At 71.3% G+C, this 20,579-nt stretch carries 20 protein-coding genes; 10 read left to right on the forward strand and 10 right to left on the reverse strand.

Going from position 1 to position 20,579, the window contains the following annotated elements; genetic code table 11:
- Positions 1-38: 38 nt before the first annotated feature.
- Positions 39-380 carry an LAETG motif-containing sortase-dependent surface protein gene (locus ACFY2B_RS02510; protein WP_390761263.1) on the reverse strand — a complete coding sequence of 114 codons (342 nt, stop codon included), beginning with the start codon at positions 378-380 and terminating at the stop codon, positions 39-41.
- A 109-nt stretch (positions 381-489) separates the two neighbouring features.
- Between ACFY2B_RS02510 and ACFY2B_RS02515 the strand changes: the two genes are divergently transcribed.
- From ACFY2B_RS02515 to ACFY2B_RS02535, 5 genes are all read left to right on the forward strand, one after another.
- Entirely contained in the window at positions 490-834 is a 345-nt protein-coding gene (locus ACFY2B_RS02515) for a hypothetical protein (RefSeq protein WP_390761264.1), read from the forward strand.
- A 217-nt stretch (positions 835-1,051) separates the two neighbouring features.
- Positions 1,052-2,296 carry an Ig-like domain-containing protein gene (locus ACFY2B_RS02520; RefSeq protein WP_390761265.1) on the forward strand — a complete coding sequence of 415 codons (1,245 nt, stop codon included), beginning with the start codon at positions 1,052-1,054 and terminating at the stop codon, positions 2,294-2,296.
- 168 nt (positions 2,297-2,464) lie between these two features.
- Positions 2,465-3,916 carry an ABC transporter permease gene (locus ACFY2B_RS02525; RefSeq protein WP_390761266.1) on the forward strand — a complete coding sequence of 484 codons (1,452 nt, stop codon included), beginning with the start codon at positions 2,465-2,467 and terminating at the stop codon, positions 3,914-3,916.
- A 66-nt stretch (positions 3,917-3,982) separates the two neighbouring features.
- A complete protein-coding gene (locus ACFY2B_RS02530) occupies positions 3,983-4,666 on the forward strand; it encodes an ABC transporter ATP-binding protein (RefSeq protein WP_390761267.1) in 684 nt (227 codons plus the stop codon).
- A gap of 249 nt (positions 4,667-4,915) precedes the next feature.
- A complete protein-coding gene (locus ACFY2B_RS02535; RefSeq protein ID WP_390761268.1) occupies positions 4,916-8,221 on the forward strand; it encodes a S8 family serine peptidase in 3,306 nt (1,101 codons plus the stop codon).
- 149 nt (positions 8,222-8,370) lie between these two features.
- Here ACFY2B_RS02535 and ACFY2B_RS02540 read toward each other — a convergent pair whose 3' ends face one another.
- Complete coding sequence (locus tag ACFY2B_RS02540) at positions 8,371-9,270, reverse strand: helix-turn-helix domain-containing protein (protein ID WP_390761269.1); 900 nt, start codon at positions 9,268-9,270, stop codon at positions 8,371-8,373.
- A 178-nt stretch (positions 9,271-9,448) separates the two neighbouring features.
- On the opposite strand from ACFY2B_RS02540, the gene ACFY2B_RS02545 reads away from it, so the two are divergent.
- Positions 9,449-10,495 carry an NAD(P)-dependent alcohol dehydrogenase gene (locus ACFY2B_RS02545; RefSeq protein WP_390761270.1) on the forward strand — a complete coding sequence of 349 codons (1,047 nt, stop codon included), beginning with the start codon at positions 9,449-9,451 and terminating at the stop codon, positions 10,493-10,495.
- 22 nt (positions 10,496-10,517) lie between these two features.
- On the opposite strand, the gene ACFY2B_RS02550 is transcribed toward ACFY2B_RS02545, so the two are convergent.
- From ACFY2B_RS02550 to ACFY2B_RS02560, 3 genes are read right to left on the reverse strand one after another with little or no spacing between them, the layout of a single operon-like run.
- Positions 10,518-11,585, reverse strand: coding sequence for a FecCD family ABC transporter permease (locus tag ACFY2B_RS02550; protein WP_390761271.1), 1,068 nt, complete (start codon positions 11,583-11,585; stop codon positions 10,518-10,520).
- Positions 11,582-12,583, reverse strand: coding sequence for a FecCD family ABC transporter permease (locus ACFY2B_RS02555; protein ID WP_390761272.1), 1,002 nt, complete (start codon positions 12,581-12,583; stop codon positions 11,582-11,584). The genes ACFY2B_RS02550 and ACFY2B_RS02555 overlap by 4 nt, the downstream gene beginning before the upstream one ends.
- Positions 12,580-13,617 carry an ABC transporter substrate-binding protein gene (locus tag ACFY2B_RS02560; protein ID WP_390761528.1) on the reverse strand — a complete coding sequence of 346 codons (1,038 nt, stop codon included), beginning with the start codon at positions 13,615-13,617 and terminating at the stop codon, positions 12,580-12,582. Before ACFY2B_RS02560 ends, ACFY2B_RS02555 begins: the two co-directional genes overlap by 4 nt.
- 88 nt (positions 13,618-13,705) lie before the next feature.
- On the opposite strand from ACFY2B_RS02560, the gene ACFY2B_RS02565 reads away from it, so the two are divergent.
- The 3 genes from ACFY2B_RS02565 (at position 13,706) to ACFY2B_RS02575 (ending at position 15,937) form a co-directional block, all read left to right on the forward strand.
- Positions 13,706-14,089 (forward strand): VOC family protein, encoded by a 384-nt coding sequence (locus ACFY2B_RS02565; protein ID WP_390761273.1) that lies wholly within the window; start codon positions 13,706-13,708, stop codon positions 14,087-14,089.
- Positions 14,090-14,270: 181 nt separating this feature from the next.
- Positions 14,271-15,047, forward strand: coding sequence for an SDR family oxidoreductase (locus ACFY2B_RS02570; RefSeq protein WP_390761274.1), 777 nt, complete (start codon positions 14,271-14,273; stop codon positions 15,045-15,047).
- A 290-nt stretch (positions 15,048-15,337) separates the two neighbouring features.
- Complete coding sequence (locus tag ACFY2B_RS02575) at positions 15,338-15,937, forward strand: hypothetical protein (RefSeq protein ID WP_390761275.1); 600 nt, start codon at positions 15,338-15,340, stop codon at positions 15,935-15,937.
- A gap of 43 nt (positions 15,938-15,980) precedes the next feature.
- On the opposite strand, the gene ACFY2B_RS02580 is transcribed toward ACFY2B_RS02575, so the two are convergent.
- Together ACFY2B_RS02580 and ACFY2B_RS02585 are read right to left on the reverse strand one after the other, a co-directional pair.
- The gene (locus ACFY2B_RS02580) at positions 15,981-16,436 is read right to left on the reverse strand and encodes a GNAT family N-acetyltransferase (RefSeq protein ID WP_390761276.1); all 456 of its coding nucleotides are present in this window, start codon (positions 16,434-16,436) and stop codon (positions 15,981-15,983) included.
- Positions 16,437-16,560: 124 nt separating this feature from the next.
- Positions 16,561-17,679 (reverse strand): hypothetical protein, encoded by a 1,119-nt coding sequence (locus ACFY2B_RS02585; protein ID WP_390761277.1) that lies wholly within the window; start codon positions 17,677-17,679, stop codon positions 16,561-16,563.
- Between the two features lie 218 nt (positions 17,680-17,897).
- On the opposite strand from ACFY2B_RS02585, the gene ACFY2B_RS02590 reads away from it, so the two are divergent.
- Positions 17,898-19,052 carry a cystathionine gamma-synthase gene (locus ACFY2B_RS02590; RefSeq protein ID WP_390761278.1) on the forward strand — a complete coding sequence of 385 codons (1,155 nt, stop codon included), beginning with the start codon at positions 17,898-17,900 and terminating at the stop codon, positions 19,050-19,052.
- A 47-nt stretch (positions 19,053-19,099) separates the two neighbouring features.
- On the opposite strand, the gene ACFY2B_RS02595 is transcribed toward ACFY2B_RS02590, so the two are convergent.
- The 3 genes from ACFY2B_RS02595 to ACFY2B_RS02605 form a co-directional block, all read right to left on the reverse strand.
- Entirely contained in the window at positions 19,100-19,348 is a 249-nt protein-coding gene (locus ACFY2B_RS02595; protein ID WP_390761279.1) for a hypothetical protein, read from the reverse strand.
- A gap of 48 nt (positions 19,349-19,396) precedes the next feature.
- On the reverse strand, positions 19,397-19,897 hold the full coding sequence (locus ACFY2B_RS02600) for a sigma factor-like helix-turn-helix DNA-binding protein (RefSeq protein ID WP_390761280.1): 501 nt from the start codon (positions 19,895-19,897) through the stop codon (positions 19,397-19,399).
- A 115-nt stretch (positions 19,898-20,012) separates the two neighbouring features.
- Entirely contained in the window at positions 20,013-20,519 is a 507-nt protein-coding gene (locus ACFY2B_RS02605; RefSeq protein ID WP_390761529.1) for a MarR family winged helix-turn-helix transcriptional regulator, read from the reverse strand.
- Between the last annotated feature and the right edge of the window lie 60 nt (positions 20,520-20,579).

Genomic DNA, 20,579 nt, shown 5'->3' on the forward strand with positions numbered 1-20,579 from the left:
GGCCCGTCACCCCGGTGCCGACGCGGCGTCAAGCGGGCTCAGAAATCGAGCCGTTCACGCCGTATCGAGTAGCCCACGAAGCCCGCGCCCACGACGAGGAGCGCGGCGCCCGCGGCCACGTACGGGGTGGTGTCGAAGCTTCCGGTGTCGGCCAGCCGGACGCCGTCCCCGGTCTGCTCGCCGGTTCCGTCCCCGGTTCCGTCCGCGGTCCGGGTGTCCGCCGCGGACACGGCTCTGGCCTGCTGGGTGACCTGCGTCGTCGCGAAGTCGGCGCGCGCCGGGGTGTCCGGCGTGGCGGTGGCGGACGGGACGAACCACAGGGCCCCCAGGAGGGTGCCCGCGGCAGTGGCGGTCAGCAGCGAACGGCGAGCGGATGACACGGAATATCGATCCCCTTGTGGCGCTGGCGAATTGGCCGTGCGGAGCGATGTTAGTGAAAGTGGCGGGTCACGGGAAAGTCACGGGAGGTTTCGGCCGTACCCTCCCGTCATGAGCACTCCAGAGACATCACGTTTTGTGCGCCTTCGGGTGGAGCTGGTCCTCGAAGTGGAGGACGCGGACGCGGTGACCAAGGCCGCCGTGCGCCGGGTCGCCGAGGACCCGGAGCTGCCGGACGACGAGCGCACGCAGGCCGAGGGCGCTGTGACGGAAGACACGGCCGAGGCCCTTGCCTATCTCGTGGATCCGTTCGACCTGGTCAATGAGGTGCCGGGGGTCGAACTCCAGCAGGCGTCCTGGTCGAGCGAGCGGATCGCGTACGACCCGGATTCGCCCGAGTGGGACCTCGACGAGGATGATGGTGGGGAGGACGACGAAGAGGACCGTATCGGCTGAGCGTTCGGGGGAATTCGTTGCCCCGGACGGCAACCGCCGTCCGGGGTTTTGTCGTCTCAAGGAGCGCGCGGACCGGTACGGCACCGCTGGCTCCGGCGAACGTGGTGTGCCCCACACCCCCGAAGGGTGTGGAACCGGACGAACCGGTCGTAGCGTTAAAAGCTCTCATGGAGCTCTCGGGGTTTTCGCGGAATCGGCAATGATGGAGAAGCGTGTGATGACGGACAGTAAGCGGCGCAGGGGCCTGATGGCCGCGTCCGCTCTGCTGGGCAGTGTGCTGGTGCTCTCGGGATGCTCCGGCAGCGACGCCAGCGCCGACGGCAACCAGGACACCTCGCAGGCCAAGGTCGACGAGGCCGCGGCCAAGAAGACGTCCGAGGCCCAGATCGCGATCACGCCCAAGGACGGCTCGAACAACGCCTCCATCAACAACTCCGGCATCGTCAAGGTGGCCAAGGGCACGCTCAGCGATGTGACGGTGACGACGGCCGACGGCGCGGCCGTCCAGGGCAAGCTCTCCGCCGACCGGACGAGCTGGCAGCCCAGCGCCCAGCTGGAGCGCTCCACCACCTACAAGGTCGCCGCCACGGCCAAGGACTCCGAGGGCCGCGTCGCCCACGAGAACGGCTCCTTCACCACGGTCTCCCCGGGCAACAGCTTCATAGGAAGCTTTACCCCGGAGAACGGCTCCACCGTCGGTGTCGGCATGCCCGTGTCGATCAACTTCGACAAGGCGATCACCAACGAGGCCGCCGTCCAGAAGGGCATCACGGTCTCCACCAGCAGCGGCCAGGAGGTCGCCTGCCACTGGTTCAACGCCAACCGCATGGACTGCCGCCCGCAGGACTACTGGGCCGAGAACTCCACCGTCACCCTGAAGCTCGCCCTCGACGGCGTCGAGGGCGCGAACGGCGTCTTCGGCGTGCAGCAGAAGACGGTCACCTTCCACGTCGGCCGCAACCAGATCACCTACGTCGACGCGCAGACGAAGCAGATGAAGATCACGCAGGACGGCAAGACCGTCAAGACCATCCCGATCTCCGCCGGTTCGCCCGACAACAAGACGTACGAAGGCATCATGGTGATGTCGGAGAAGTACAAGGAAACGCGCATGAACGGCGCGACCGTGGGCTTCACCGACGACGACGGCAAGGGCGAGTACGACATCAAGGACGTGCCGCACGCCATCCGGCTCACCAACTCCGGCACCTTCGTGCACGGCAACTACTGGGGCGCGAAGTCGATCTTCGGCTCGGTGAACACCAGCCACGGCTGTGTCGGCCTGTCCGACACCAAGGGCGCGAACGACCCGAACACGCCCGCTTCGTGGTTCTACAACCACTCGATCCTCGGTGACGTCGTGGTCGTCCAGAACACCGGCGACAAGACGGTCGCCCCGGACAACGGCCTGAACGGCTGGAACATGGACTGGGCGCAGTGGAAGGCGGGCTCGGCCGTCTGAGGCCGGGCTCCGCGGCAGCCGACCGTTCCGTGACCGATGCCACCCTCCGGGGTGGCATCGGTCATGTCCGGGCAAAGTCAAGGGGTTTGGAACCGCGGCGGCGGTCTTCTCATCCTTCTTTTATTTCGGCCTTATGCTGCCATCACGGTCCGTCCCTACTTTGCGGGCATGTTCTTCACCTACCTGAGGCGCGAACTGCGCCGCCGCAGAAAGGCGGCCCTCGTCGTCGCCTCCGGGCTCGCGCTGGGCATCGCGCTCGTCATCGTGGTCAACTCCGTGTCCAACGGCATGGGGAAGGCACAGGACAAGGTGCTCCAGTCGCTCTACGGCCTCGGCACCGACATGACCGTCACCAAGGCATCGGACCCCAGCACCGGCGACTCGCAGCGCCCGCGCTTCAACTTCGACGCCCAGGACAGCGGCTCCGACAAGACCCAGAGCAGTGACCGGGTCATGGTGCAGGGCTTCACCACCCTGTCCGACTCGACCATCACCAAGGTCAAGGACCAGAAGGGCGTCTCGAACGCCGTGGGCGGTCTCAACCTCAACGTGATGAAGGTCAGCGGCCAGTTCACGCGCGGCCAGTTCCAGGAGAACGGCGGCGGCGGTGGCGGCATGCGCGGCGGCATGGGCGGCGGTGGCGGCTCGGTCCAGGGCGGCGGAGCCAACTTCGACATCAACTCGTACTCGGTCTACGGCACCGACGTCACCCAGACCGCTCTCGGCCCGCTGACCTCCTCGAAGATCACCAGCGGCCGGACCTTCAAGACCTCCGAGACCGATGCCAAGGTGGCCGTGGCCGACTCGGCCTACGCCAAGGAGAAGGACTACAAGGTCGGCAGCACCGTCACCGTCAAGGACACCAAGTACGAGATCATCGGCATCGCCACCGCCGACAGCGGCGACTCGGCTGCCAACCTGTACATCCCGCTCAAGCAGGCCCAGACGCTGTCCGACGAGAAGGACAAGGTCACCACGATCTACGTCAAGTCGGCCGACTCCCAGCAGATCGACGCCGTCAAGAGCGACATCCAGAAGAACGTCTCGGGTACGACGGTCACCACCTCCGCCGACATGGCCAAGACCGTCTCCGGTTCGCTGTCCACCGCCTCCAGCCTCGCCACCAGCGTCGGCAAGTGGCTGTCGATCGCCGTGCTCATCGCGGCGTTCCTGGTGGCCGGTCTGCTCACCTCGTCCGCCGTCTCGCGGCGGGTGCGCGAGTTCGGCACGCTGAAGGCGCTGGGCTGGAAGTCGAGCCGGGTGACCCGGCAGGTGGTCGGCGAGGCCATCGTCAACGGACTGGTCGGCGGTGTCCTCGGCATCGTGATCGGTATCGCGGGTGCCGAGGTGGTCAACGCGATCAGCCCGACCCTGAAGGCCCAGCTCGGCAGCACCGCCGGCAACGCGGGCGGCGGTCCCGGCGGTGGCGGCGGTGGCTTCGGGCAGGCCCGGCAGACCGCCTCGAAGTCCCTGGAGGTCGCCCTGACCGCGCCGGTCAGCGTCACCACCATCGTCGTCGCGGTCGGCCTCGCCGTGGCCGGCGGACTGATCGCGGGCGGGTTCGGCGGATGGCGGGCGTCGCGGCTGCGTCCCGCGGACGCGCTGCGCCGGGTCGAGTAGGCGAACCGCCGGCCGGCGCCCCGCCACCGACCCAACCCCCACCCGTTTTCCAGGAGTTGTTCCACCATGTACGAACTCAGAGACGTCACCAAGCGCTACACGCGCGGCAAGGACACCGTGCACGCCCTCCAGGGCGTCGACCTGACCATCGGGGACGGAGACCGCCTGGTCATCCAGGGCCCCACCGGCGGCGGCAAGTCGACGCTGCTGCAGATGCTCGGCGCCCTCGACCGGCCCACCTCGGGCGAGGTGATCCTGGACGGCGTCGACCTCGGCAAGCTGTCCGAGGCCAAGCTGACGAAGGTGCGCAGCGAGAACATCGGCTTCGTCTTCCAGGCGTTCAACCTGATCCCGACGCTGACCGCCCAGGAGAACGTCGAGACCGCCCTCGTCCCGCTCGGCGTGAACACGAAGGACCGGCGGGAGCGGGCCGCCGAGGCGCTGGCGTCGGTCGGCCTCGGCGAACGGCGCGGCCATCTGCCCTCCGAGATGTCCGGCGGCCAGCAGCAGCGCGTCGCCATCGCCCGTGCGCTCGTCAAGCAGCCCAAGGTGCTGCTCGCCGACGAGCCCACCGGCAACCTCGACGAGAGCATGCGCGACGAGATCATGGACGTGCTCGAACGCACGTGGAAGGAGCACGGGCTGACCTTCATCATGGTCACCCACGACTCGTCGATCGCGAAGAAGGCCCCGCGCCTGGCGACCATCCGCAAGGGGAAGATCACCGTCAAGGAGAATGCCGGCGCCTGACCGCACGGTGGCCGCCTAGCACCGATGACGGCCCGTCAACCACGCGGTTTCGTAACGGTGTTCCGGCCGCGGCGTAACATTTTCCGCGCGGTTTTCTCACCCTTCTCTCATCTCTTGAGCGCGCTGATCACCCCCCGTCATACTCCGTATGCCGGGGGGCGACGCGCATGCGTACGGAAATACCCCCGGACGGGTGAACGGGGAATTCACCCGGTACTCCATCTCCCAGGGGGAGTCTTGCGCAGACACATGAAAAGGGCGGCGGTGGCCACCGTGGCCACCGCCGCCGCCGTCGCCCTAGCCGCGGGAATGACCACCCCGGCGTCGGCGAAGCCCGGTCAGCAGCGGGCCGCCGCCGGCTCGTTCACGGCCGAGCACCGCGTCACCCTGATCACCGGCGACCGGGTCGCCCTCGACGCCAAGGGCCGGGTCGTCGGCCTGGACCGGGCCAAGGGACGCGAGCACATACCGTACGAGATCCGCAAGGCCGCCGGGCACACCCTCGTCGTGCCCGCCGACGCGGCCCGCCTGATCGCCTCCGGCACGCTGGACCAGCGGCTGTTCGACGTGACCGAACTCGACAAGGCCGCCACCCGCAAGGCGCAGCGGAAGGGCCTGAAGGTCATCGTCGGCTACCGCGGCGCGGCAACCGCCGCCAAGGCCGACGTCCGTGACGCGGGCACCCTGCGCCACCGCCTCACGGCCCTCGACGCGGACGCCGTGCAGACCACGCTCGCGGCCGTCCCGCGGCTGTGGGACGCGATCACCGACGGCGACCGGTCCGCCGCCGGCATCTCCCACGTCTGGCTCGACGGCGTCCGCGAGGCCAGCCTCGACAAGTCCGTGCCGCAGATCGGCGCCCCCACCGCGTGGGCGGCCGGCTACACCGGCAAGGGCGTCAAGGTCGCCGTCCTGGACACCGGCGTCGACACCAGCCACCCGGACCTCAAGAGCCAGGTCGTCACGTCCGCCAACTTCAGCGCCGCCGCCGACGCCACCGACCACTTCGGCCACGGCACGCACGTCGCGTCCATCGTGGCCGGCACCGGCGCCAAGTCCGGCGGCACGTACAAGGGTGTCGCGCCCGACGCCCGGATCCTCAACGGCAAGGTGCTCGACGACAGCGGCTTCGGCGACGACTCCGGCATCCTGGCCGGCATGGAGTGGGCGGCCCAGCAGGGCGCCGACATCGTCAACCTGAGCCTCGGCGGCCCCGACAGCCCCGGCATCGACCCGCTCGAAGCCGAGGTCAACAAGCTCTCCGAGCAGAAGGGCATCCTGTTCGCGATCGCCGCGGGCAACGAGGGCCCCGAGTCCATCGGCTCGCCGGGCAGCGCGGACGCCGCGCTCACCGTCGGCGCCGTCGACGACAAGGACGCCCTGGCCGACTTCTCCTCCACCGGGCCGCGGGTCGGCGACGGCGCCATCAAGCCCGACGTCACCGCGCCCGGCGTCGACATCACCGCCGCCGCGGCCCCGGGCAGCGTCATCGACAAGGAGGTCGGCGAGAAGCCGCCGGGCTACCTGACCATCTCCGGTACGTCGATGGCCACCCCGCACGTCGCGGGCGCCGCCGCGCTCCTCAAGCAGCAGCACCCCGACTGGGGCTACGCCGAGCTGAAGGGCGCCCTGACCGGCTCCACCAAGGGCGGCAACTACACGCCGTTCGAGCAGGGTTCGGGCCGCATCCAGGTGGACAAGGCCATCGGGCAGTCGGTGGTCGCCGACCCGGTGTCGGTGAGCTTCCCCACCCAGCAGTGGCCGCACACCGACGACCAGCCGGTCACCCAGCAGGTGACGTACCGCAACCTCGGCGACCAGGACGTCACCCTCGACCTCGCCGCCACCGGCCTCGACCCCAAGGGCCGGCCGGCCCCGGCGGGCTTCTTCACCCTCGGCGCGACCCAGGTGACCGTCCCGGCGGGCGGCAAGGCATCCGTCGACCTCACCGTGAACACCAAGCTGGGCGGCACCCTCGACGGCGCCTACTCGGCCTATGTGACGGCGACCGGCGGCGGCCAGAACGTACGCACGGCCGCCGCGGTGCAGCGCGAGGTCGAGTCGTACGACGTCACGCTGAAGGCCGTCGGACGGGACGGCAAGCCGGCCCCGTACTACGAGGCGGGCCTGGACGGCGTCGCCGGTCTGGCCGCGCAGAAGTCGTTCCACCCGTACGACGCCTCCGGCACGGTGACGGTGCGCGTGCCCAAGGGCACGTACATCCTCAACTCCGCGGTCTACGTGAACCCGGAGGACTTCACCAAGGGCGTCGACTGGATCGCCCAGCCGAAGCTGAGCGTCACCAAGGACCAGACGATCACCCTGGACGCGCGCACGGCCAAGCCGGTGAACATCACCGTGCCCGCCACCGTCAAGCCGGAACTCGCCGTGGGCTCGTTCGACATCATGACGGGCGGCGGCGACTACGCCTACGGCTGGATCCTGGACTCGTACGACAACTTCCGCACCGCCGGTCTGGGCCCGCAGATCACCGACGGCTCGCTCTACCAGCACTGGGAAGCGCACTGGAGCAAAGGCGGCACGGAGCAGTACGACGTCACCGCCGGCAGCACCGTCAAGCAGTTCGCCACCGGCTACACCAAGCACTACAAGGCCGCCGAGCTGGCCACGGTGAAGATCGGCATGGGCGCGTCGGCGAGCGGCAAGAAGGGCGCGGTCAGCGCGTACGGCTGGCTGCCCGGCAGCTCCGACGCCTTCACCATCGGCGTGCCGCAGCGCACTCCGGGCACCCGTACCCTGCACCTGTCCGCGGTGGGCGGCGCCAAGTGGGAACTGGGCTTCGACCAGATCAGCGGCGTCGACGCGGACGGCTTCCCGATCACGGACGCCCTGGTCACGCTGGGCCAGGCGCAGACGTTCAAGGCCGGCCAGACCTACACGAAGACCGTCAACACCGCGGTCTTCGGGCCGCACCTCAACGCCGACTACGGCGTGTTCCGCGACGGCAACGAGATCTACGGCATGGTGCCGCTGTTCACCGACGGCGCCGGGAACGCCGGTTCCTCGGACTTCACCGCGGTGACCACGACCCTGTACCGGGGCAGCACCAAGGTGGGTTCCAACCACGACCCGCTGTTCGGCCTGGAGACGTTCAAGGTGCCCGCGGGTGACGCCGCGTACAAGCTGACCACCTCGGTGCAGCGCAGCACCAAGGTCGCGGCGGCCTCCACCCGGATCACGGCGAGCTGGACCTTCCGCTCGAAGAAGCCGACCGTCAACGAGGCGGCCAGGCTCCCGGTCTCCACCCTCCGCTTCAAGGCCAGGACCGGGCTGGACAGCAAGGTCCCGGCGGGCCGCACGGTCACCTTCCCGGTCACCGTCGAGGGTGCCGCCGCGGGCGCCAACCTCAAGTCGCTGACGGTGTACGTGTCGTACGACTCCGGCAGGACCTGGAAGAAGACGACCGTCAGGCAGGGCAAGATCACCGTGAAGAACCCGGCGAAGGCGAAGGCGATCTCCTTCCGCGCCGACATCACGGACAAGAAGGGCAACAAGTCGGCGTTGTCGATCTACAACGCGTACTACGGCAAGTAGCCGAGCGCCGACGACAGGTACTCGGTAGGCCCGAGGGGCGTGGCGGATCCGGTCCGCCACGCCCCTCTCCGCCGTCACGGAACGGGAACTACCTCACGGGAACGCGCCGCACGAGTACGCGCCGCACGGGAACCTCGGCGGAACGCGCCTCACGGGGACGAGGACGACGCCACCCGGGTCGCGTCCGTGCCCCAGCTGGCCAGCAGCCGCAGGCCCTCCGCCGACGCGGAGTCCGGCTCCGCGTGGTAGGCGACCATCGACTGGTCACCGTCGGCGGGCATCCGGAACGTCTCGTACCGCAGGGACAGCTCCCCGACCAGCGGATGGTGCAGCCGCTTGACGCCGTGGCTCTTCTCCTTGACGTCGTGCCTCGCCCACAGCCGCCGGAAGTCCGGGCTCTTCACCGACAGCTCACCGATCAGCGCGGACAGCCGCGGGTCGTCGGGATAGCAGCCCGCGTCCATCCGCAGGGTGCACACGATGTCGATCGCCTTCTGCTCCCAGTCGATGAACAGACTGCGGTAGTCGGGCCGCAGGAACACCAGCCGGGCCCAGTTGCGCTCGCCGGGCGGCAGTTCCGCCCAGTCACCGAAGACCGCCGCCGCCATCCGGTTCCACGCCAGGATCTCCGAGCGCCGCCCGATGACGTACGCCGGTACGCCCTCCATCGTCTCCAGCAGCTGGGTCAGCGCGGGCCGCACCTGCTGGGGCCGGCCGAGCGCCTTCTTCTTGTGCTGCTTGCCCTTGGCGAGGTGGACCAGATGCGCCTGTTCGGCGTCGTCGAGGCGCAGCGCGCGGGCGATCGAGTCCAGCACCTCCACCGAGACGTTGCGCCCGTTGCCCTGCTCCAGGCGCGTGTAGTAGGCCACCGACACCCCGGCCAGCTGGGCCAGCTCCTCGCGGCGCAGTCCGGGCACGCGGCGGTGCCGGCCGAAGTCGGGCAGTCCCACGTCCTGCGGCTTCAGCCGGGCCCGCCTGGTGCGCAGGAACTCGCTGAGTTCGGCACGCCGGTCCAGCGGACGGCCTGGGGATTCGGGCGGTACGTCCATGGGCCCAGTATCGGTCGTAATCCGCAGTGCTACGCACAGGAGGCTGACCCGGTCAGTAGTAGGAACAGCGGACGTAGGCAAAACGGTGGTCTGGGTGAAATGCCTGCCGCGCAGCACGCTGGGACGCGTTCCCGGTCGGAAGGCAACCGGGCACTCCCCCCGCAAGGAGATATTCGGCATGACCACCGTTGCTGCATACGCCGCCCCCGCACCGAAGGCTCCGCTGGAGCGGACCACGATCGAGCGCCGCGAGGTCGGCGAGTACGACGTGCTGATCGACATCAAGTACGCGGGCATCTGCCACTCGGACATCCACACGGGCCGCGAGGAGTGGGGCACGGCCCTCTTCCCGCTGGTCCCCGGCCACGAGATCGCCGGTGTGGTCGCCGAGGTGGGTCCGGGCGTGACGCGGTTCGCGGTCGGCGACCACGTCGGCGTCGGCTGCATGGTCGACTCCTGCCGCGAGTGCGGCAACTGCAAGGCTGGTCTGGAGCAGCACTGCACCGGGTCCCTCGGCATGGTCGGCACGTACAACGCGCGCGGCCGGGACGGCGAGCCCACCTACGGCGGGTACGCGCAGAAGATCGTCGTCGACGAGAACTACGTGCTGCGCATCCCCGACGGACTGTCGCTGGACGTGGCGGCGCCGCTGCTGTGCGCCGGCATCACCACCTACTCCCCGCTGCGGAGCGCGGGCGTCGGCCCCGGCAAGAAGGTCGCGGTGCTCGGCATGGGCGGCCTCGGCCACATGGCCGTCAAGATCGCGCACGCCATGGGCGCCGAGGTGACCGTCCTGTCGCAGTCCCTGCGCAAGAAGAACGACGGCCTCAAGCTGGGCGCCGACCACTACTACGCCACCAGCGACCAGAAGACCTTCGACCAGCTGGCGGGCAGTTTCGACGTGATCCTGTCGACGGTCTCGGTGGCGCTGGACTTCGACGACTACCTGTCGCTGCTGAAGACCGGCGGAGTGCTCATGAACGTGGGCGCTCCCGAGCACCCCGTCTCCGTCAACCTCTTCTCGCTGATCATGGGCAACAAGAAGCTGGCCGGGTCCCTGATCGGCGGGATCGCCGAGACGCAGGAGATGCTCGACTTCTGCGCCGAGCACGCCCTCGGCGCCGAGATCGAACTGATCCGCGCCGAGCAGGTCAACGAGGCCTGGGACCGGGTCGTCGCCAGCGACGTCCGCTACCGCTTCGTGATCGACGCCGCCACCATCTGACCACTGTCCGGTCAGTACCTGATCACTGCCTGATCCCGGACCGCCCCAGCAGCCACAGCAGGTACGGCGCGCCGACCAGCGAGGTCAGCGCGCCCACCGGGATCTCCAGTGGCGGCAGCAGGGTGCGCGCCGCGAGATCGGCGCCCACCAGCACCGCCGCGCCGGTCAGGGCCGAGCAGAGCAGGGGCAGCTGCGCGGTGCGGGTGAGGCGGCGGGCCAGCTGGGGCGCGGTCAGGGCGACGAACCCGATCGGTCCGGCCGCGCCCGTCGCGGTCGCGGCCAGGACGACCCCGAGCACCGTCAGCGTGAGCCGGGCCCGCTCGACCCGCAGGCCGAGCCCGGCCGCCGTCTCCGGATCGAGACCGAGCGGCCGGGCCGTCCGGCTCGCCCACACCAGCCCCGGCAGACAGACCGCCAGGACGGCCGCGAGCGGCACCGCCTGGTCCCAGCCGCGCCCGTTGAGGCTGCCGGTCAGCCACAGTTTCAGCTGCTCGGCGGCGTCGAGTTCGCTGCCGGTGAGGTACAGCTGCACGATCGCGGACAGGGCGACGCCGATGCCGACGCCGGTGAGTACGAACCGGCCGGGCTGCATGCCGCGCCGCCAGGCCAGCACGTAGACCAGCGCGGCGGCGGCGAGACCGCCCGCCACCGAGACGGCCGGCAGGGCACCGGGGGCGGTGACCGTGCCGCCGGCCAGCGCGAGGACGGTCGCCGCGGCGGCCCCGTGCCCGACGCCGATGACGTCGGGACTGGCCAGCGGATTGCGGGTGACCGTCTGCACGAGCGCGCCGGACAGCCCGAGCGCGGCGCCGACCAGCGCGCCCAGGACGATGCGCGGCACCCGCAACTCGGCGACGACCAGCCGGTCGGGCGTGTCGGCGCCGTGCAGCGTGCGCCACACCTCGCCCGGCGAGACCCAGGTCTGGCCGGCGCAGGCCGAGGTGACCAGCACGGCCGCCAGCACCAGCGCCAGCACGCAGGCCACCGCGGCCGACCGCCGGTGCACCAGGATCGAGACGCGTGGCCGGGCGCGCAGGACGGTGACCCCGGAGGGAGCCGCACCGGGTGCCGCGGCGGGCCGAAGCCTCATCCCACCGTCCCCTTCCGTCCGTACGTCCGCCGCACCAGCACCACCAGGACCGGCACCCCGATCAGTGCCGTCATCACCCCGGCCGGTACTTCCGCCGGGGCGCGCACCACCCGGCCCGCCACATCGGCGGCGAGCAGCAGCGCCGCGCCGAGCAGGGCGGACAGCGGCAGCAGCACCCGGTGCCCGGAGCCGCGTACGAGCCGCCCGGCCAGTTGGGGGACCGCGAGTCCGACGAAGACGATCGGGCCCGCCGCGGCGACCGCGGCGGCGGTCAGCAGCGTCGCGCCGAGCGCCGCGGACGCCCGTACCAGCGGGACCCGGTGCCCGAGCGTCCGGGCCGTCTCGTCGCCGAGCGCCAGCGCGTCGAGACCGCGTGCACAGCACAGCACCAGGACCGCGCCCGCCGCCAGGAACGGCAGCATCCGGGCGACGGCGCCCGCGTCCCGTCCGCTCAGCGCGCCCACCTGCCAGAAGCGGAACTGGTCGAGCGTGGCGGCGGACGAGGTGAGGACGACGGTGGTGGCGCCCGTGGTCATCGCGGCCAGCGCGGTCCCGGCCAGCGCCAGTTTCACCGGTGCGGCCCCGCCCCGGCCGCGGGCGGCGATGCCGTACACCAGGCACGCGGCGGCCACGGCACCGGCGAAGGCGTACCAGACGTAGCCGCCGAAGCCGTCGGCGAGACCGAGCGAGACGGCGAGCACCACGCCGGCCGCCGCGCCCTGGCTGAGCCCGAGGACGCCCGGGTCGGCCAGCGGGTTGCGGGTGACCGCCTGGAGCGCCGCCCCGGCCAGCCCGAGCGCGGCGCCCGCGGTGAGTCCGATCTCGGTGCGCGGCAGCCTGAGCGACCGGACGACCAGGGCGTCGGGTGAACTCCCGCCGTGCAGCAGCGCGTCCAGCACGGCGGCGGGCGGTACCGGCCGGGTGCCGACGGCGAGGCTGAGCAGCGCGGCGGCGGCGACGGTGACGGCGGCCAGCGGAAGGGCCGTACGGAGGCTCACTTGCCGAGGTGCCCGGCGAGCTGTCGTACGACCAGACGTGCGGCCGTGGGACCGGCGTTGAGGTACCACGGGTCGTCGTCGACCTTGACCGCGTGCCCGGCCCGCACGGCCTTCATCGACTTCCACAGCGGCCCGGCGAGGGTGGCCCCGGCGTCGGTCCCGCCGGGGTCGCCCTGCACGGAGTAGAAGATCCAGTCGGCGTCCGCGGTGTCGATGCTCTCGGCGCCGATGTCCTCGGAAATGGCCGTGAACCGCTGGGAGGCGGGCCGTGCGAGCCCCATGTCGACGGCGAGCGAACCGGTGAAGGAGGACACGCCGAACATCCGGGTGCGGTCCGGGGTGAAGCGCACCATCGAGACCGTCGTGCTCCCGGGGCCCTGGCCCGCGGCGACGGCTTCGCCGGCGATCCCGTCGAGCAGTTTCCGGGCCTGCTGCCCCTTGCCGACCGCCGCGCCGACGAGCAGCAGGTCCCGCTTCCAGTTGATGCCCTGGCCCGCGGTGACGACGGTCGGCGCGATCTTCGACAGCTTGGGGTAGAGGTCGGCGAGCGAGTCGTTGACCAGGATCAGATCGGGCTTGGCGGCGGCCAGGGACTCCAGGTTGGGCGCGGCTCTGGTGCCCGCGTCGGACATCGCGGCGAGCTGCTTCTCGTACTGCGGGAACGCGTCGGACAGGTAGTCCGGGACGAGTCCGGCGTTCTCGGCGCGGGTGGTGACGGACGGGACGATGCCGAGGGAGAGCAGGTCGTCGAGTTGCCCGGTGCTCAACGCGGCGATCTTCGCGGGCGCGGTCTTCAGGACGGTGCTGCCCTCGAAGTGGGTGAGCGTGCGCGGGAACACCCCGTCCTCGGCGGGGTCCGCGCCCATCCCGTCGGCGAGCGTGCCCGGCGCGGCCGAGGGGCCCTGGGAGGCGCCCGCGACGAGGTTGCGCGACCCGCCGCCCCCGGCGTCCCCCTTGCCGCCGCCCGTCGAGGAACAACCGGCCAGCAGACCTCCGGCTATGCACACGGCCAGGACGGCCTTCGACCCCAACATACGCACGACCAGCACTCCGTTCACCAAATAAGGTAAGCCTTACCTTAACTGGTGTCGGAGTATCTTGGATTACAAGGAGGTCTCAACGATGACCGTGAACCTGAACCACACCATCGTCTCCGCGCGGGACAAGCAGGCATCGGCCAAGTTCCTCGCTGACATCCTGGGGCTCCAAGTCAGCCCACAATTCGGTCCGTTCGCGCCGGTCGAGATTCCCAACGGCGTGACGCTGGACTACATGGAGACGGCCGACGCCGTTACCAGCCAGCACTACGCCTTCCTCGTCTCCGAGGAGGACTTCGACGCGATATTCGCCCGTATCAAGGACGCCGGGCTCACCTTCTGGGCGGACCCGGCGCACAGCCGGCCCGGCGAGATCAACACCAACGACGGCGGCCGCGGGGCGTACTTCGAGGATCCCAACGGCCACAACCTGGAGATCCTCACCCGGCCGTACGGCAGCGGGAGCTGAACCGGGCAGAAACCGTAGACCGGCGCATTCAGTCATAGAACGAAGCGAAGAGAAGCGCGACAAGACAGCGAAGAGAAACGCGAAAAGACGCGGACGGGCTGTCACATTCCCTCGTCAGGCCGGTTCATAGCGGCAGGAGGGGCCCGCAGGAGGCCCCACTCGACCCGACGAGGGAGCAGCCATGACGACGTCCTCGGCATCACCGATCCTGGTCACGGGCGGCACGGGCACCCTGGGCGGCCATGTCGTCCCGCTGCTGCGGGCGGCCGGCCACGAGGTGCGGATCCTCAGCCGCGGGCCCCGGCCGTCCGTGCCCGGCATCACCCACGTCACCGGCGATCTGCTGGCCGACAAGGGAGTGGCGGCGGCGGTCGCCGGCACCCGCACCGTGCTGCACCTGGCGGGCGGCCCCAAAGGCGACGACACGGCCACCCGGACCCTGGTGCGGGCGGCGACAGCGGCCGGCGTACGCCACCTCGTGTACATCTCCGTCATCGGCGCGGACCGGGTGCCGCTGGCCTGGCTGCGCGCGAAGCTGGCCGCGGAACGGGCGGTCGCCGAGTCCGGCATCCCGTGGACGACGCTGCGCGCGGCCCAGTTCCACGACCTGGCGTTCACCGTGGTCGAGAAGATGACGAAACTGCCCGTCCTGCCGGTCCCCGGCGGCCTGCGCCTCCAGCCGGTCGACTCCCGCGAGGTGGCGGCCCGCCTGGTGGACCTGGCCCTCGGCGCCCCCGCGGGCCTGGTCCCGGACCTGGCGGGCCCGCGCCCGTACGACCTCGGCGCGCTCGCCCGCCCCTACCTCGACCTGCGCGGCAGGCGCCGGCGCCCGACCCTGCCGGTCCGCATCCCCGGGAAGGCGGGCCGCGCCTACCGGGCCGGGGCGAACCTCGCCCCGCAGAACGCGGACACGGGCAAGCGCACCTGGGAGGACTTCCTGGCGGAGCGGCTGGGTTAGCGGAGTTCCCGGTGGCCTTCAGCGGGGGTGCTCCGGGTCACGGCCCGCCCACAGGTCGTGTCCCGGCCCGTCCAGCGGAGCGTGCGGTCAGCTCTGCGCGGTGGGCCGGACGCGGTGATGTGGGGGCGCGGGCGCACCGTTCACCCCGCACGGTGACGCCGCTGGTCGGGCGGCCGTCGAAGGGCGTCGGCCGGGTCCGCCCACCGGGCCCCGGCGCCCGGATGGGCACCGAAGTGACGCGGCGGACGCCGCCCGCTACGCTGACGCCGCTCTATCCCAGGGAGGGGACCATGAACGCCGTCGCGATACAGACCCAGAGACAGTTCCACATCCACCAGCGGGTGACCATGATGATCAACCGCTACGAGGTGTTCGCCGACGACGGCGCCGGCGCACCCGGCACGCAGGTCGCCTTCATCGAGCAGAAGCGCATGAAGCTCAAGGAAGAGGTCACCCTCTACACCGACGAGTCGAAGCAGTCCGTCGTCGCCGCGTTCAAGGCCCGCAAGGTCGTCGACCTCGCCAGCGCCTACGACGTCACCGGCGAGGGCGGGCCCATCGGCGTGTTCGGCAAGAAGTTCGGCAAGTCGCTGCTGCGCTCCACCTGGCAGCTCGACCAGCCGGGGCTGCCCACCGTCACGGTTCAGGAACGCAACGCCGCGCTCGCCGTCTTCCGGCGGGTGTGGGGGGTGCTCCCGTACATCGGGGACCTGCCGTTCATCTGGAAGTACCACTTCGACTTCATCGACGCGGACGGCCGCAAGGTGGGCTCCTTCGAGAAGAAGACCCGCTTCCGCGACCACTACGTCGTACGGATGGACGACGACCGCTACGACCGGCGGCTGGTGCTCGCGCAGGCCGTGGCGCTGGACGCACTCCAGTCGCGCTGAACCCGCCCCGGCCGCCGCGGGCCCGGCGGCGGCCGGTGATCTCCTACCGGTCGACCGGGAAGCGGTAGACCGTCGAGTGCCGGGGCTGGAAGCCGAGGCGCTCGTAGAGGCGGTTCGCCGCCGCGCGGTCCGGCCGGGAGGTGAGATCGACCGTCCGGGCACCCGCCTCCGTGGCGATGCGCACCGCCTCCCGCAGCAGGAGCCCCGCGATTCCCCGGCCCCGCGCGGCCTCGTCGACGACGACGTCCTCGACGCGGCCCCGCAGCCCGGCCGGCAGGGGCAGCAGCACCAGGGTCAGGGTGCCGACGATCGCGTCGGACATCCGCGCGAGCAGCACCGTGGTCGCGTCCGACGTCACCATGCGGTCGATCGCTTCGTGGTCGAGGGGCCTGGCCGTCGAGGACAGCTGGGGCAGCAACCGGGCGAACGCGTCGACGAGTTCCTGACTCGCTTCCCGGGCGATGTCCACGCGGATGTCCATGTCTGTCCCGAGGTCCATGCGGCGAGCCTGTCCGTCGCCCCGGTCCGCGCCGGGCACGGACTCGGGCGGATCACTCCGGCAGGCAGCGCCCCCGGCCCCTGGCACCGCTGCCGCCCGCCCGCCGACTCCCCGTCCGGGGGCGTCAGTTGAGCAGCGACGCCGGGCTGCCGCCGTTCGCCTCGAAACCCGCGACCGCCAGGGCGCGGTAGACGGCGAACTCCGCGGCCGGCTCGGCGGACAGCGTCCAGGGGAGCGCGCCGACATGGCCGTCCACGTGCACCAGCTGGCTCATTGCCTCCGCCCAGCGCTCGGCGCGGACCAGGAAGAACACCAGCAGATGGCGGACGTGCGCCAGCATCGGGTCGTCGGAGCGGGCCGCGTGCACCGCGTACAGCGCGCCGTGCATCGCCTTCGTGACGACCTCGCTCTGGTAGAAGCTGCTGACCAGGTTCACCTCGGGCAGGTGCTCGAAGACCGCGAACAGGGGCATGGCGGCCAGCAGGGAGCCCTGCGGGGCGCGGGCGGCGGCGGCCTCGGCGAACGAGTACGCCAGCTCGCGCGAGCCGTGCCACTTCTCGCACCAGTAGTGCAGCGCCGCGAGGTGGGCGCCCATGTGGGCCGGGGCGCGGTCCAGGATCTTCAGCCACAGCTGCTCGAACTCCGCGCGCGGATACGCCAGTCCGCGGGCCACCGACAGCTCGACGATGTACGGGACCGGGTCACCGGGCGCCAGCAGCGCAGCCTGCCCACAGGCGTTTCCGGCCTCCTCCATGATGATCCGGAATTCGTCCGTCCCCGGTGTGGACGTGCGCCACGCCTGCTGCACCAGGAACTCCGCGTGCACCGCGGCGCCGCCCGCGTCCTTGGGCTGCTCGGCCCGCCACACCCGCAGCCACTGGCCGCCCGGCGTCTCGTGGACCCCGCCCGGCCGCTGCTGCAACTCCAGGGCCGCCGCGCCCGCGAACGCCTGGACGCGCTGCCAGCGCAGCTCGCCCGCCGTCTCGGTGCCGGCCAGCAACTGCGCCGCCGCCCGGTAGTCCTGGGTGCGCTGCACCAGGTCGAGGACGTCGAGGAGGTCCTGGTCGGGGCCGGGCATCCGGATGTCCAGGTCCTCCTGGCGCACGAAGCCGTAGGTCGCCGGGTCCGCCGCGTCCGGGTGGTCCGGGGAGACGCGCTCGATCCCGGCGCGCCTGCGCCGCAGGAACGGAATCGCCACGAAGCTCAGCAAGAGCAGCGCCATCAGGACCCAGAGAATCGACATGCCTCAAGCGAACCAGACGCCGCCGACAATTGGCGAACCCGTTCGATCCCCTGTGGAAAACCACCCGCGCCCCGGCACCGCACCCCCCGCGGGGCCCGCACGACGACTCACCCGCGAACCGCAGGACCACCCACCCGCGAACCGGGAGAACCCTTCCGTCAGGACCGGGCGAGCCATGACCCGGCGGCGGGCCCCTCGGCGCACTACGCTCGGGGCCCATGAGCGACAGGCACATCAGTCAGCACTTCGAGACACTCGCGATCCACGCGGGCAACACCGCCGATCCCCGCACCGGGGCGGTCGTCCCGCCGATCTACCAGGTCTCGACGTACAAACAGGACGGCGTGGGCGGTCTGCGCGAGGGGTACGAGTACAGCCGCAGCGCCAACCCCACCAGGACCGCGCTGGAGGAGAACCTCGCCGCGCTGGAGGGCGGCCGCCGCGGTCTGGCCTTCGCGTCCGGCCTGGCCGCCGAGGACGCCCTGCTGCGTACGCTGCTCAGCCCCGGCGACCACGTGGTCATCCCGAACGACGCGTACGGCGGTACGTTCCGTCTCTTCTCCAAGGTCGTCGCCCGGTGGGGGGTGGAATGGTCCGTCGCCGACACCAGCGATCCGGCAGCGGTGCGGGCCGCCCTCACCCCGCGGACCAAGGCCGTATGGGTGGAGACCCCCTCCAACCCGCTGCTCGGCATCACCGACATCGCCGCCGTCGCTCAGGTCGCCCACGACGCCGGTGCGCGGCTCGTCGTCGACAACACCTTCGCCACCCCCTACCTCCAGCAGCCGCTGGCGCTCGGCGCCGACGTCGTCGTGCACTCGCTCACCAAGTACATGGGCGGGCACTCGGACGTCGTCGGCGGCGCGCTGATCGCGGCCGACCGGGCGCTGGGCGAGGAGCTGGCCTTCCACCAGAACGCCATGGGCGCGGTCGCCGGACCCTTCGACTCCTGGCTGGTGCTGCGCGGCGCCAAGACGCTCGCGGTGCGCATGGACCGGCACACCGAGAACGCCACCAAGATCGCCGACATGCTGGGCCGGCACGCGCGCGTGACGCGCGTTCTGTACCCGGGCCTGCCCGAGCACCCCGGTCACGAGGTCGCCGCGAAGCAGATGAAGGCGTTCGGCGGCATGGTCTCCTTCCAGGTCGAGGGCGGCGAGGAGGCGGCCGTCGAGGTCTGCAACCGCACCAAGGTGTTCACCCTCGGCGAGTCGCTGGGCGGGGTCGAATCACTGATCGAGCACCCCGGCCGGATGACGCACGCCTCGGTGGTCGGCTCGGCCCTGGAGGTCCCGGGCGACCTGGTCCGGCTCTCCGTGGGCATCGAGAACGTCGACGACCTCCTGGAGGACCTGAAGCAGGCGCTGGGCTGACCCGGCCGGGCGAGGGCCGCCGCGGTTCGGCGGCACCCTGAAGGGGCTCACCAGCCGGTCAGCGGTGGAGTCGTCCGGGACGGCGGCTCCACCCAGGGGCGCGCCGTCACCGCCCAGACCGCGAACGCCACGGCCCCGGCGCACAGGACCAGCCACAGCAGGCGCCGGGCGGCGGTCCTGCGCCGCAGCTCGCGCCTCCCGCGCCGTACGGCCTCCGGGTACAGGTCGGGCGGCACCGGCGGCGGCACCCGCTCCATGATCCGCCGTGCGGCGGCCTCCCGTTCCGGCCGGTTCACCCGTCTCTCCCCCCGCTCGTCCCTCTCACCTCCGCACCGGCCCCCGCCTCAGGACGGCGCCGGCTCCGCCACGGCACCCGCCGTGGCCACCCGCGGCGGATGCAGCAGCGTGGCCGTCGCCCGCTCGCAGATCGCGTGGACCCGTTCGACCGGAAGCCCGAGCAGGGCCGCCGCCTGCTCCTCGGCGACGCCCTCGTACAGCCTGAGGACGAGGATCAGACGCTCCTGGGGAGCGAGCACGGCCATCGGGCTCGCGGGATGCGCGCGGGCACGCCCCAAACCGCCGTACTGGTGCCAGGCCGTGCGCGCGAAGCGCAGGGCGAGGTACTGGCGGGCCCGGTCGTAGGGGTCCTCGCCGCGCAGCCGGTGCCAGCACGCGTACGTGTGCGCGAGCGCCAGCGTCAGCAGGCGCCGCGCGCGCGGGTTGTCGCCGGGGTCCTCGGCGGTGAGCAGGGTCGCGGCATGCAGCAGCCGCCCTGCCGCGCCCGCGACGAACGCCTCGAACTCCCGGGCCCGGCGGGCGCCCTGCGACGCCTGCCGTTCGCGCACCGTGCCTCCCCCCGTACGGGGCCCCACCCGGTACGGCGGGATGTGGCGCCGGATACGCCGCGGGACCCCGGTCTCATATGAGGACAGCGGCGGCCCAAGGTCAAGACTCCGGTCGTCAGGAGACCGGGGGAGTCTCCTCCGTTGCGACGCCCGGTACCGCCGTCCGGGCGGAGAGAGCGCTGTTGAAGCGCGTCAGGAGCGCACAGAACGACTCGCGCTCCTCCGCCGCCCAGTCGTGTGTCAGCTCGGCCATCAACTGGCGCCTGGAGGAGCGCACCTCGTCCAGCCGGGCCGCCCCGCGCGGGGAGAGCTGGAGCACCACCGCGCGCCCGTCCTCGGGGTGCGAGGTCCGCTTGACGAGCCCGGTGTCGACCAGCGGAGCCACCTGCCGGGTGACCGTCGACGAGTCGATCCCCATGCTCGCGGCGAGCGCCTTGACCCCCATCGGGCCTTCTTTGTCGAGGCGGTTGAGCAGCAGGTACGCGGCACGGTCCATGGAATTGCGCACCTGCCCGACGCCACCGAGCCGGGTCTGCTCGGCACGACGGGCGAACAGCGCCACCTGGTGCTGAAGGGTGTCGAGAAGACCGGTGTCACCTACGGTCGTCATGTCCATCGACATTTCAGGTGTTGTGGGCATGGCGGGGGCTCACTTCATGAGGGCTGCTGGGTTGGGGGACAG

Source organism: Streptomyces sp. NPDC001270 (genome assembly GCF_042896695.1).
In the GTDB taxonomy this organism is placed as follows: domain Bacteria; phylum Actinomycetota; class Actinomycetes; order Streptomycetales; family Streptomycetaceae; genus Streptomyces.